Here is a 13164-nt window from a genome sequence, read left to right on the forward strand (position 1 = left end):
GCCGCACCACCCCACACGTCGATACGCCCCCAAGTAGTCCGCCTGTCCGGCATTTACCTGAAGTTAGCGCCGGCAGCGGTATTGTGCTGCGATGGTGCCGGGGGAGATCATCCCAGCGAGACGACGGCCCGCATGGCTGGGCGCAGCTGCATTGCTGATTGCGAGCTGGATCGCGGTCGCAGTGCTGTCGTTGCAGGCGCGTACGGGCAGCGACGTGGTGGCGGTGGCTTTTCCGCCGTGGTGGCGCGCCGAGCGCGCGCTGATGGCCGCCGCGTCCGCCAATGCGTCGATCGTTCGGATGACCGCGATTCCGGCCCTGCTGGTGGTGCGGCCTGACCGCAATGGCGGGCTGAGCCGGCTGTACGAGGCTGGCGCTTTGCTGACCATGGATCCGCAGGCGATCGCTGGCTGCTTCAGAGCGGACGACGATCTGGGGGTTGGGAATGACCTTCGAAGGCGATGAAATGGCCGCCCTGCGCAAGACGGCCAGCAAGATATTGCTCGTGGTGCTTTGGCTGCACGTTCCGATCGCGGTCATCATCGGCATCACGCTCCGCACCGACTGGCTGATCCCGGCCGGCTTCATGGTCGCGATGGCGCTGGCCGCGACGGTGTCGTGGCGCATGTCGGGAAACGGCGTTTCAACTCGCCTGATCGTTGCCGTGGCCTTGATGGCCGGCGTGTCGATGCTGGTCTATCAGTTCGCGGGCCACCGCTGGCAGGTCGACATGCACATGTACTTCTTCGCCGCGCTGGCGTGCCTTGTCGCCTACTGCGACTATCGGCCGATCGTCGCCGGCACCGCAGCGGTCGCCCTGCATCACCTGACGCTGAACTTCATCCTTCCGGCCGCGATCTACCCCGGCGGCGCCGATTTCGGCCGCGTCGTTCTCCACGCCGTGATCCTCCTGATCGAGGCTGGCGTGTTGATCTGGCTTGCGCACACGCTTGCCGAACTGTTCAAAACGTCGGCGTTGAAGGCGGCGGAAGCCGAAGCTGCCAACGCCGCCGAAGCGCGCGCCAATGCCGAACGCATCGAGGCCGAACAGGCCAAGCACGACCGTGATGCCGCGCGGCGCGAGCTCGCCGCCGGCTTCGAGCGCAAGATCGGCGAGGTCGTCGAGGCCGTCGCGGTGGCGGCGAATGCGATGCAGGGCCTGTCGGCAACGATGAACGGCAGCAACGCGGAAACCGTTCGTCAGGCCACCGCGGCCGCCTCCGCATCGACGCTGGCGTCGAGCAACGTGGAAACCGTGGCGTCGGCGACCGAGGAGCTCACGGCGTCGATCAACAACATCGCCGAGCAGGTGACGCGCTCGGCGCGAATCGCTGCCCAGGCCGCTGAAGAGGCACGCCGCACCAACACCGTCGTCCAGGGTCTCGCCGCCGGCACGCAGAAGATCGGCGAAGTGGTGACGTTGATCCAGAGCATCGCCAGCCAGACCAACCTGCTCGCCTTGAACGCAACCATCGAAGCGGCGCGCGCCGGCGAGCATGGCCGCGGGTTTGCGGTCGTCGCGAGCGAGGTCAAGGCACTGGCCAATCAGACCGCCAAGGCGACCGAGGAGATTTCGGTTCAGATCCAGGATATCCAGAGCGCGACCGGCGCAGCCGTCAGCGCGATCGGGACCATCGGGACCACCATCGCGGAGATCGACCAGGTCTCCGGCGAGATCGCGGCCGCCGTCGATCAGCAGGGCGCGGCGACCCGCGAGATCTCCAGTAACCTGCAGCAGGCGGCCGATCGCACGCGGGACGTCAACAAGGGCATCCTCAACGTCAACCGGGCGTCCGAACAGGCCAGCGGCGCGACCGCACAATTGCTCGACGCGGCGAACGGCCTGTCGTCGCAATCGGAATGGCTGAAGACCGAGCTGGACCGCTTCCTCGCCTCGCTGCGGGCGGCGTGAGGTGTCGTCATCGCCCGGCTTGCCGCCTCCGCTGAAGCTTCGGCGCGCCTGAAAGCGAATGCCTCGTCGAAGCCTTGGCGTAGACGGGACCGGGCGATCCAGTACGCCGCGGCCTCTCGGCTCAATCACTTCCGTCTCTGGAATACTGGATCACCCGCATGCGCGGGTGATGACAGCGGAGCTGCGTGCTCAGATCTTCTGATTGTACGCGCCGACCTCGGGGTGCGTGCGCAGCACGGAATCCATCGCCTCGAACATGTCGCGCATGCGCTGCTCGCTGACCGGGCTTTCCACCACGACCACGAGCTCCGGCTTGTTCGAGGACGCACGCACCAGGCCCCAGCTGCCGTCCTCGACCGTGACGCGCACGCCATTGACGGTGACGAGATCGCGGATGTTCTGGCCCGCGACTTGCGCGCCCTTTTGCTGCAGCGTCTCGAAGTGCTTCACCACGGCGTCGACCACGCCATATTTCGCCTCGTCGGCGCAGTGCGGCGACATGGTCGGCGACGACCAGGTCTTCGGCAGCGCGTCCTTCAGGTCGGCCATCGACTTGCCGGGGGCGCGGTCGAGCATCTCGCAGATCGCGATCGCCGACACCAGGCCGTCGTCATAGCCGCGGCCGAACGGCTTGTTGAAGAAGAAGTGGCCCGACTTCTCGAAGCCGGCGAGCGCGCCCAGCTCATTGGTGCGGCGCTTCATGTAGGAATGGCCGGTCTTCCAGTAGACCGTCTTCGCGCCCTGCTTCTGCAAGACGGGATCGGTCACGAACAGCCCGGTCGATTTCACGTCGACGACGAACTGCGCGTTGGCGTTGATCGCCGACATGTCGCGCGCCAGCATGACGCCGACCTTGTCGGCAAAGATCTCCTCGCCGGTGTTGTCGACCACACCGCAGCGGTCGCCGTCGCCATCGAAGCCGAGACCGACATCGGCCTTGTGCGCCAGCACCGCATCGCGGATCGCGTGCAGCATCTCCATGTCTTCCGGATTCGGATTGTATTTCGGGAAGGTGTGATCGAGCTCGGTGTCGAGCGGAATCACCTCGCAGCCGATCGCTTCCAGCACCTGCGGCGCGAACGCGCCCGCGGTGCCGTTGCCGCAGGCCGCCACCACCTTCAGCTTGCGCTTCAGCTTCGGCCGGCTGGTGAGATCGGCGATGTAGCGCGCCGGATAATGCTCGTGAAACTGGTAGGAGCCGCCGGCCTTGTTGTCGAACGCGGCGTTGAGCACGATTTCCTTCAGCCGCGTCATCTCGCCGGGGCCGAAGGTGAGCGGACGGTTGGCCCCCATCTTGACGCCGGTCCAGCCATTGTCGTTGTGCGAGGCGGTGACCATCGCGACGCAGGGCACGTCGAGATCGAACTGCGCGAAATAAGCCATCGGCGTCACCGCAAGCCCGATGTCATGCACCTTGCAGCCCGCCGCCATCAGGCCCGAGATCAGCGCGTATTTGATCGACGCGGAATAGCCGCGAAAATCGTGACCGGTGACGATCTCCTGCTTGACGCCGAGCTCCGCAATCAGCGCACCGAGCCCCATGCCCAGCGCCTGCACGCCCATCAGGTTGATCTCCTTGTTGAACAGCCAGCGCGCGTCGTATTCGCGAAACCCGGTCGGCTTCACCAGCGGCTCGGATTCGAAGGCATAGGTGTTCGGGACCAGCGCGGATTTCGGCTTGGGAAACATGGGTCGGCCTTATGGTCGCATGCACAAAGACATCGCCGCAGCCTTTAGCGAATGCGCGGGCCGGGCGAAAGGTGGGACTGGGGCTGGTGGCCGACAATTACGGCAGAAATGGCGGTGACATACGAGGCAGCGCCGGGTCTATCTGGTCAAACGCGCGATCTCCTGTTCGACAACCGCTCTCAGGGGAGGTAACGCCTGCTCAACCGTGTCCCACACGAACTGCGCGGCAACATCCTCATAGTCGTGCCGATAGACATTCCCGGCCCCAGCCATCTGTTTCCACGCAATATCAGGATGTCGCGCCTTGAGGCTGGCCGGGAGACGCCGCGATGCTTCCGAGATGATTTCCAGACAACGCGTCACCGCATAGATGGAGCGAATGTCCGCGCCGAACGTCTGGCGATCGAAGCCTTCGCTAAACGTCGTTGCCAAGTCAATGTGATGCAGGATATCGCGGAGCGCACCGCCCGCGCGGTCAGAAGGCATAGACGGCATCGGCCGTTGCGGCAGGCTGGACGTGTGATTTCAGGGCGTCGCGATTGACCACATCGACGGGCCGATCGAACAGCCCTGAGATGTATTCCTTGAGATCCATGTAGTCGAAAACCGTCAGGCGGACGTCCGGATCGATTTCGATCATAATGTCGATATCGCTGTCAGCGCTATGATCGCCCCGCGCGACCGAGCCGAACAGGGCAGCATGCATCACTCCGCGCCTGCGCAGGGCTTGCTCGGAACGCCGTAACGTGTCGATCGCATCGGAGCTGTTCATAGGCCGAATATAGCATGCGACGGCGCCCGCCGGGAGGGCCGCGATAGGCCAAGGGCCCGTCTATTGCTCCAGCAACAGCTTGCCGTTGGCGTATTCGAAGCGCTTCAGCTTCGACAGGAACGACAGGCCAAGCAGGTTTTCGGACAGCGCCTCGTCCGGCAGCACCAGGGCGTCGACGTCGCGTACGGTAACGCCGCCGATCTCGATCATGGCGATGCGGGCGCGCGCCGCCTTGATGGTGCCGTTGGCGGTGGTGACGCGCGAGGTGTAATCGCCCGGCACCGGACGCAGGCCGAAGCGCGCGGCCGAGGTCTCGTTCAGGGCAACCACCGATGCGCCGGTGTCGACCATGAAGTCGATGCGCTGGCCGTCGATCCGGCCGTCGGTTGCGAAATGGCCGCGCGGATCGGGCGAAATGCTGAGCGTGCGGGCGCTGGCCTGCGCCACCGTGACGGCGGGGGCTATGGTCTGCTTTGCGGTGGTCGCGGCGGCGGGCGACATCTTGCTGGCCATCTGGGCCATGAAGGTGCCCAGCCCGATCAGGATGGCCGCGAAAATCATCAGGTTACGCATGACACCATACTCGGAAAACCGAACACGCAATTTCACCACGCCGCACGTCCCGCCGCGAGCGAGGGCAGCAGCGCGAGCCTGCCATTTTGGCGAAAAGGATGAGCGAAGAGTTAATATGAGTCCGATCAGGCGGCCGAATACCATCGGCCGCCGGCCAGGGCCGAAGTTTGCCGGCCCTCAGGCGATCTTTCAGGCGGGCTTCAGGCCGTCCTGGCGACCGGGCTCGGCATCGCCACCCGCAGCGCGTAATAGACCGCGCCCGCGATCGCGACACCGAAGAACCAGCCATAGACCGCCCACCACGAAGGCAGGATCGAGGTGAAGTTCGGCAACACCGACGAGAACAGGGCGCCGATCGCGGCTGCGATCAGCGCCCTGGCGTTCCAGCCGTTCTGGAAGCGATATTCGCCGTTCTCCTGATACAGCGCCGGCACGTTCACGCGACCTTTGGCGATCAAATAATAGTCGACCATCATGATGCCGAAGATCGGCCCCATGGTCGCGCCGATCAGCCCGACGAACGAGGCGGCGCTGCCCTCCCAGGGCGCGAACGGATACAGCGCCAGCGCGATCAGCGCCGCGATGTAGCCGCCTTTCTTGAAGTCGATATGCCGCGGAAACACGTTCGAGAAATCGAACGCCGGCGAGACGAAATTGGCGACGACGTTGATGCCGAGCGTTGCCACCGCGAAGGTGACCGCGGCGAGCAGCGCCAGGAACCAGCTGTCGAACTTGGCCGAGATCTGGTCGGGATGCAGCAGCACCTCGTGATAGACGTTGAACGCCGCGATCGTGGTGACGCCGGCGACCAGCGAGAACAGGATCAGATTGACCGGCAGGCCCCAGATATTGCCCTTGCGCAGCGCCTTGGCGTCGGGCGCGTAACGCGAGAAGTCGCAGAAATTGAGATACAGCGCGGCGAAATAGGTGATCCAGGTCGCCGCGACGGCGCAGAGCGCCGGGAACGTGCCGGGCTCGCCGGGCACGCCGGCATCCTTGGTCTTCTCCAGCAGCACATCCTGCGGGATCGGCGCGGTCAGCGAGATGCCGCCGGCCGCGATGCAGAGATAGATCGCGAGGACCAGCATCATCAGCCACACCGCCGGCCCCGCCCAGTCCTGGAAGCGGCGCACCGTCTCCATGCCGCGCTGGATAATCAGGAGCTGCAGCGCCCAGATCACGACGAAGCAGACCACTTCAAGTCCGGAATGGCCGAGCACGTGGGTGGATTGGTGGAACGCCTTGAAGCTGTCGATGCGCGTGAGCAGCGCGACGATCGCGCCCGAGGCCGCCGCGGTCTGCGCGCCGTACCAGAAGCAGGCGACGATGGCGCGCACCAGCGCCGGAATGTTGGCGCCCCAGATCCCGAACGAGGCCCGCGCCAGCACCGGATAGGGCACGCCGGTTTTTACGCCGGCGTTGCCGATCAGGCTCATCAGCACGAAGATCACCAGCGAGCCGGCGCCGATCGCGAGGATGAAGTTGACGAAGCTGCCGCAGAGCAGGAACAGGCTGGCGGCGAGATAATAGCCCCACAGGCTATGCACATCAGAGGTCCAGACGTTGAAGATGCTGAAGGCACCCCAGTTGCGCTCCCTGGCCGGCGCCAGATCCTCGTTGTACAGCGAGGGCGATGCGTTCTTGATCTCCACAGCGGTCTCCCCAAGGTGCGAGCCCGTGATCCCATCCCAGCCCGCAAATCTAACCACCGTTTGCCGGCGCTCGCCAGCGCAAGAACTCATCCAGCTCGTCATGCCCGGCCTTGTGCCGGGCATCCACGTCTATGCATTCCTCGAGCAAGGGAAGACGTGGATGGCCGGGACAAGCCCGGCCATGACGGGAAGCGAATCATCAAATGTTTCCCGAGAGCCGACTGTGTTCGAAATCTCAAGTGCCGCGCGGTTTCACGCGCCTTGTCGGCATCGCGCTGGCGGGATCTTCCGGCCAGGGATGGCGCGGATAGCGGCCGCGCAGATCGGAACGGACGGCGGCGTAACTGCCGCGCCAAAAACCCGGCAGATCGCGCGTCACCTGCACCGGGCGCTGCGCCGGCGACAGCAGTTCCAGCACCAGCGGCACGGCGCCCTTGGCGATCGAGGGATGGGTGTTGAGCCCGAACAGCTCCTGCAGCCGAACCGCGATGGTCGGGCCCTGCTCGGCCTCGTAATCGATCGCAAGCTGCGTTCCGGTCGGCGCCTCGAAATGCGTCGGCGCCTCGCGATCGAGCCGCGCGCGCAAGTCCCACGGCAGCAACGCCATCAGCGCGTCCGACAGGTCACCGGCGGACAGATCCTTCAGCGCGGTCTTGTCGTAGAGCGCGGGCACCAGCCAATCGTCGGCTCGCGCGGCGAGTGCCGTGTCCGACAGATCGGGCCAGCTTTCGTCTTCGGCCTTGCGCAGGAACATGACGCGGTCGCGCCACTGCTTCGAATGCTTCGACCACGGCAGCCGGTCGAACCCGGCCGCGATCAGGCCGTCGGCGAAGATGCGCGCGGTATCGGCCGATGGCGACAATGACATCGGCGCCTCCGATAGCGTGATCGCATGCAACGAACGCCGGCGGCGCGCGCGCAACGCCATTGCACCGCGGTCGAACGTCACCTCTTCCACGTTTTCGATCTGGTCGGCGAAGCGCTGCTCGATCTCCTCCTGGGTGATCGGCGCCGCCAGCAGGATGCGGCCGCTCGCCGCCGTACCGGTCAGCTCGGCAACCGCGATATAGGGCAGCCGCGCCAGCGCCGCGGTCTGCTCGACGGCAGCGCCGCGGCCATTGGCCAGCACGAAGCTGCCATTGCCGCGGTTCTTCGCGACCCGATCCGGGAACGCGAAGGCCAGCATGACGCCGGTGGAGAGACCGCTCTGCTCGCCGGCCGCCGTCTCCACCTGCGAAGCCCAGCGCGCGGCCATGCTGCGCGCGCTCGATGCCCGCTGCGAGCGGTCGCGGCGGAACTGGTCGAGCCTGACGTCGAGATCGACACTGTCGCCGCCGAGCCCGCGCTCGGTCAGCACCGCGGCGATCTCGGCCGCCTCCTCGCCCGCGCCAAAGCGGGCGGAATCCACGATCATGCGCGCCAGCCGTGGCGGCAGCGCCAGCGCGCGCAGGCTCTTGCCCTCCTCGGTGATGCGGCCGTCACCGTCGAGCGCGCCAAGTTCTGACAGCAGTGATTTGGCTTCCTTCAGCGCCGGCCCCGGCGGCGGATCGAGAAAGGCAAGGCTTGCGGGATCGCTGACGCCCCACTGCGCGAGGTCGAGCACCAGCGAGGACAGATCGGCGGAGAGAATCTCGGGCGCGGTGTAGGCCGGAAGCGACGCGGTCTGCGGCTCGTCCCAGAGACGGTAGCAGACGCCAGGCTCGATACGGCCGGCGCGGCCTCGCCGCTGATCGACCGCAGCGCGCGAGGCCCGCACGGTCTCGAGCCGCGTCAATGCAATGTCAGGCTCGTAGCGCGGCACCCGCGCCAAGCCGGAATCGACCACGATGCGCACGCCCTCGATGGTCAACGAGGTCTCGGCAATCGAGGTCGCCAGCACCACCTTGCGGATGCCCTTCGGCGCCGGCGCGATGGCACGATCCTGCACGGTCGAATCGAGCGCGCCGAACAGCGGCACGATCTCGATCGAGGCATCGTGCACGCGCTCGGCGAGGAAGGTCTGGGTGCGGCGGATCTCGGCCGCGCCCGGCAGGAAGGCAAGCACCGAGCCGGTATCGGCGCGCAGCGCGGCCGCGATCGTCTCGGCCATCTGCCGCTCCACCGGCGCATCGACCTTGCGGCCGACGTAACGGGTCTCGACCGGAAAGGCGCGCCCCTCGCTCTCGACGACGGGCGCCTCGCCGAGCAGTTTTGCGACACGCGCGCCGTCGAGCGTTGCCGACATCACGAGGATGCGCAGATCCTCGCGCAGGCCGGTTTGCGCGTCGCGCGCCAGCGCCAGCCCGAGATCGGCATCGAGCGAGCGCTCGTGGAATTCGTCGAACAGCACGGCGGCGACGCCGCTGAGCTCGGGATCGTCGAGGATCTGGCGCGAGAAAATGCCCTCGGTGACGACCTCGATCCGCGTCGCGCGCGACACTTTTGAACCGAAGCGCACCCGATAGCCGACGGTCTCCCCGGGACGCTCGCCGAGCGTCTTCGCCATCCGCTCGGCGCTGGCGCGCGCGGCGATGCGGCGCGGCTCCAGCACGATGATTTTCTTGCCCTTGGCCCAGGGCGCATCGAGCAACGCCAGCGGCACGCGCGTGGTCTTGCCGGCACCCGGCGGCGCGACCAGCACGGCGGCGTTGTGGCCGTCGAGCGTGCGGTCGAGCTCATCAAGCACGGCGTCGATCGGCAGCGGGCTATCGAAATGGTGCGGCAACGAGTCTCATCGCAGCAGCGGCGCTCGGCCGGCCTGCGTCCTGTGGTTAACGAACCCCGGCTTCGCTTGGGATTTCCGGGCCTCTTAGACCATTCGCAGGGTCCAGGGAAACCTGGGAAAGGCCCGGGTTCGGCGGCACATCATTTGTATAGATAAAGGAGAAAGCAACCGATCGGGCCGATGATGGGGTCCGCTCATGCCGGAACAGGACAAGGATGACCACAAACGGCACACAAGCTGCGACAGATCGTTCCGCCGGGAACATGGGCGCGCGCGTCGATTGGGTCGACTACGCCAAGGGCATCTGCATCATCATGGTCGTGATGATGCATTCGGTGCTGGGGGTGGAGAAGGCCGCCGAGCAGACCGGCTTCATGCATTACGTCGTGATGTTCGCAAAACCGTTCCGGATGCCGGACTTCTTCCTGATCTCGGGACTGTTCCTGTCGGTCGTGATCGATCGCGATTGGCGCGCCTATCTCGACCGCAAGGTGATGCACTTCGCCTATTTCTACGTGCTCTGGGTGACGATCCAGTTCGGCTTCAAGGCACCCTCGCTGGCTGCTCAGGGAGGCTGGGCCCAGGTCGGGCTGCAATATCTCGAATCCTTCATCGAGCCGTTCGGCACGTTGTGGTTCATCTATCTGCTGCCGATCTTCTTTGTCGTCACCAAGCTCACGCGCAATGTGCACCCGCTCGCGATCTGGCTCGTCGCGGCAGTGCTGGAGACCGCGCATCTCGCGACCGGCTGGACCGTGATCGACGAGTTCTGCTCCCGCTTTGTCTACTTCTACACCGGCTATGTCCTCGCCGATTACGTGTTCGCCCTGTCGGACCGCGCACGGGCGCAGCCTGCGCTTGCCTTGCTCGGGCTTGGGCTCTGGGCCCTGATCAATGGCGGCCTTGTTGCGCTCGGGGTAAGTGAATGGCCGATCGTCTCGCTGGCACTCGGCTTTGCCGGCGCCTGCGCCATCATCGTGACCGGCACGCTGCTGGCGCGGGCGCACCCGCTCGGCTTCCTGCGCTTCTGCGGCGAGCACTCGATCGTGATCTATCTCGCCTTCTTCCTGCCGATGGCCGCGACACGCACCCTCTTGCTGCGATACGACGTCATCCCCGACATCGGCCTGGTCTCGCTGATCGTGACCGCGGCCGGCGTCGCCGGTTCGCTCCTGATCTGGCGGCTGGCGCTGGCGGTGCGGGCCAATTTCCTTTTCGAACGGCCCGACGTGTTCTGGATCGCCCCGAAAAAGGCGGCGACCGCTTTGCAGGCGGCCGAATAGTGCCAAAAGTCATGGCCCGGATTCGTTCCAACAGGGGCGATTCCGGCGGCTCGAATTTTCCACCCGTTGAAATTACTGGCTTTTTGGTCCCGAATGTTTCGTCGTCCGGCCGGCGACGAAACAATTCTCCCGATCACGAAACCATTTTCCGCTTTTCGCGCAGACATCCGGAAACGGGCGGTAACTAACAATTCTCCCAACGAACCGCCGCCCAACGGCGAACTGGGAGCCTGTCATGCCGAACGTCATCGCCATCAACACTGCAGCCACGAAGCATATCGATGCTGCCCGCGCGACCTCGGATGAAACGCTGCTCGCGCGTATCGCCAAGAATAACCGCACCTCGATGCACACGCTCTATGCCCGTCACAATGTCCGGGTCTACCGCTTCGTGCTCCGCATGGTGCGCGACACCACCATGGCCGAGGATCTGGTGAGCCAGGTGTTCCTGGACGTCTGGCGCACCGCGGCCCAGTTCGAGGGCCGCTCGCAGGTCTCGACCTGGCTGCTCTCGATCGCCCGCTTCAAGGCGCTGACCGCGCTGCGCCAGCGCAAGCATGAGGACATCGACCAGGACGACGTGCTGGAGATCGCCGACGGGGCCGACACACCGGAAACCTCGCTCGATCGCGCCACAACCAGCGAGATCCTGCGCGCCTGCGTAGCCAAGCTGTCGCCGGCCCACCGCGAGATCATCAATCTGGTCTACTACCATGAGAAGTCGGTCGAGGAGGCCGGGCAGATCATCGGTATCCCGCAGAGCACGGTGAAGACCCGCATGTTCTATGCCCGCAAACAGCTCGCCGACCTCCTCCGGGGTGCCGGCGTGGACAGCGTCGCGGCATAAAATAAAGCAAATTCAGTTACTTAATAGGAGAGAGCGATCCGGGCGATTGTCCACGAAGCCAAAAAAGTCAGGCGACGAAACAATTGAAACAATCGACGACATCAGCCGGAAAAACACGATCTCTATACCTATATCCAACGACGCAACGCCAACCCCATTCACTGAACCAGTTTCGATACCTCCCTAGTTCTAACCTCCCAAGTAAACCTCCAACGACCCGGCCGGGATGCCCCCCAGCCGGGTCGCTCTGTTTTTGGCGCGCGGTCGTGAAGCCGAACACAGCTCGTCTCACACGGACGTGACGACGCCTGCGATTGCTCGGCCGTAACGGCCACGCCGTCCTGGCGAAGAACATCAGGCGTACCCGGCACGGCCTTCTGGCGCGCCGGGACTTCTGATGGACGGACGACGATGCTCAGCCTTGCCCTTGCCCTGCTTGCCGGTGTCGCCACCGTCGCCGCCCCTTGCACCCTGCCGATGCTGCCGATCCTGCTCGGGGTATCGATAGGCCAGACCGGCAAGGCGCGGCCCGCGATGATCGCGCTCGGCTTCGTGATGTCGTTCTCTGCCGTGGCGTTGCTGCTGAGCGCGATCACGCGCGCCTTCGACTTCGATCCGAACGTGCTGCGAACGGGTGCGGCTGTCCTGCTCGCGGGCTTCGGCCTCCTGATGATCTGGCCGGCGCCGTTCGAGTGGCTGGCGATCCGGCTCACCGGCGCCGCGGGCGGCGTCGGCCAGGCTGCGCCGTCGCAGAGCCTGTTCGGCGGCTTCGTGCTCGGCAGCACGCTCGGACTGGTGTGGACGCCCTGCGCCGGTCCCGTGCTCGGCTCGATCCTGACCATCGTCGCGACCTCGAAGGATACGGCGTGGGCGAGCCTGCAGCTCGTCACCTACGCGATCGGCGCCGCGATCCCGATGCTTGCGATTGCCTATGGCGGGCAGGCCGTCACCACCCGCATGCGCAGCATGGCGCGGATCGCGCCCCGCCTGCAGCAAGGCTTCGGCGTCGTGATCATTGCCTTCGCCGCGCTGTCCTACCTGCAATACGACACGCTGATCGTGGCGTGGCTGACCCAGTTCTACCCCAACGGCCAGATCGGCCTGTGAGCTCATAAGGAGAGATCGATGTCCCTGCGCTTGATTGCTGTATCCGCTGTGGTCGCGGGCCTTGGCCTCGGCGGCGCCGTCATCCCCGGCCTCTGCACCGAGTCCAACGCGCCGGCCGAGCCCGTTCCAATGGCCACCGCCATGACGACCGAACAGACCCAGACCGCGCCCGAATTCGCCGGCATCAGCAACTGGTTCAATTCGCAGCCGCTGAGGCTTGCCGACCTGCGCGGCAAGGTCGTGCTGGTGGATTTCTGGACCTATGGCTGCGTCAACTGCGTCAACACGCTGCCGCATGTCACCAAACTTTATTCAAAGTACCGGGATCGCGGCCTCGTCGTGATCGGGGTCCACACGCCGGAATTCCCGTTCGAGCATTCGGCCTCCAACGTGCAGGCGGCGCTGAAGCGGCACGGCATCCTCTATCCCGTGGCGCAGGACAACAATTCGCAGACCTGGAACGCCTACGGCAACCAGTATTGGCCGGCGCAATACATCATCGACCGGAACGGCAAGATCGTGTTCCAGCATGCCGGCGAAGGGCAGTACGACGAGATCGACCGCACCGTCGCCCGGCTGCTCAACGCCAATAGCTGATTGGACATTCCGCCCTGTGTCGTCGTCACG

The 13164-nt window shown here is 65.3% G+C and carries 12 protein-coding genes; 6 read left to right on the plus strand and 6 right to left on the minus strand.

Going from position 1 to position 13164, the window contains the following annotated elements; genetic code table 11:
* The first annotated feature begins 151 nt into the window (after positions 1-151).
* Both ABIB78_RS21010 and ABIB78_RS21015 read left to right on the plus strand, forming a co-directional pair.
* Complete coding sequence (locus tag ABIB78_RS21010; protein WP_429028083.1) at positions 152-463, plus strand: hypothetical protein; 312 nt, start codon at positions 152-154, stop codon at positions 461-463.
* Positions 444-1910, plus strand: a complete 1467-nt coding sequence (locus ABIB78_RS21015; protein ID WP_429028085.1) for a methyl-accepting chemotaxis protein — start codon at positions 444-446, stop codon at positions 1908-1910. The genes ABIB78_RS21010 and ABIB78_RS21015 overlap by 20 nt, the downstream gene beginning before the upstream one ends.
* A 189-nt stretch (positions 1911-2099) precedes the next feature.
* Here ABIB78_RS21015 and ABIB78_RS21020 read toward each other — a convergent pair whose 3' ends face one another.
* From ABIB78_RS21020 to hrpB, 6 genes are all read right to left on the minus strand, one after another.
* A complete protein-coding gene (locus tag ABIB78_RS21020) occupies positions 2100-3599 on the minus strand; it encodes a phosphomannomutase/phosphoglucomutase (RefSeq protein ID WP_429028087.1) in 1500 nt (499 codons plus the stop codon).
* Between the two features lie 138 nt (positions 3600-3737).
* Complete coding sequence (locus ABIB78_RS21025) at positions 3738-4085, minus strand: HepT-like ribonuclease domain-containing protein (RefSeq protein ID WP_429028090.1); 348 nt, start codon at positions 4083-4085, stop codon at positions 3738-3740.
* Entirely contained in the window at positions 4075-4305 is a 231-nt protein-coding gene (locus ABIB78_RS21030; protein WP_429028093.1) for a nucleotidyltransferase family protein, read from the minus strand. Before ABIB78_RS21030 ends, ABIB78_RS21025 begins: the two co-directional genes overlap by 11 nt.
* A gap of 126 nt (positions 4306-4431) precedes the next feature.
* A complete protein-coding gene (locus ABIB78_RS21035; RefSeq protein WP_429028095.1) occupies positions 4432-4944 on the minus strand; it encodes a TIGR02281 family clan AA aspartic protease in 513 nt (170 codons plus the stop codon).
* Positions 4945-5144: 200 nt separating this feature from the next.
* Positions 5145-6596: an NCS1 family nucleobase:cation symporter-1 gene (locus ABIB78_RS21040; protein ID WP_429028098.1), complete on the minus strand. Its 1452-nt coding sequence runs from the start codon at positions 6594-6596 to the stop codon at positions 5145-5147.
* A 235-nt stretch (positions 6597-6831) separates the two neighbouring features.
* Positions 6832-9300: an ATP-dependent helicase HrpB gene (gene hrpB / locus ABIB78_RS21045; RefSeq protein WP_429028099.1), complete on the minus strand. Its 2469-nt coding sequence runs from the start codon at positions 9298-9300 to the stop codon at positions 6832-6834.
* A 215-nt stretch (positions 9301-9515) separates the two neighbouring features.
* Here hrpB and ABIB78_RS21050 point away from each other — a divergent pair, with 215 nt between their 5' ends.
* From ABIB78_RS21050 to ABIB78_RS21065, 4 genes are all read left to right on the plus strand, one after another.
* The gene (locus ABIB78_RS21050; protein ID WP_429028101.1) at positions 9516-10583 is read left to right on the plus strand and encodes an acyltransferase family protein; all 1068 of its coding nucleotides are present in this window, start codon (positions 9516-9518) and stop codon (positions 10581-10583) included.
* Positions 10584-10818: 235 nt separating this feature from the next.
* Complete coding sequence (locus ABIB78_RS21055) at positions 10819-11430, plus strand: sigma-70 family RNA polymerase sigma factor (protein ID WP_429028104.1); 612 nt, start codon at positions 10819-10821, stop codon at positions 11428-11430.
* 411 nt (positions 11431-11841) lie between these two features.
* Positions 11842-12537: a cytochrome c biogenesis CcdA family protein gene (locus ABIB78_RS21060; RefSeq protein WP_429028106.1), complete on the plus strand. Its 696-nt coding sequence runs from the start codon at positions 11842-11844 to the stop codon at positions 12535-12537.
* 18 nt (positions 12538-12555) lie between these two features.
* Positions 12556-13134 carry a redoxin domain-containing protein gene (locus ABIB78_RS21065; RefSeq protein WP_429028109.1) on the plus strand — a complete coding sequence of 193 codons (579 nt, stop codon included), beginning with the start codon at positions 12556-12558 and terminating at the stop codon, positions 13132-13134.
* Positions 13135-13164: the final 30 nt, after the last annotated feature.

The sequence above is a fragment of the Bradyrhizobium sp. I1.14.4 genome (assembly GCF_050435825.1).
Lineage (GTDB): Bacteria > Pseudomonadota > Alphaproteobacteria > Rhizobiales > Xanthobacteraceae > Bradyrhizobium.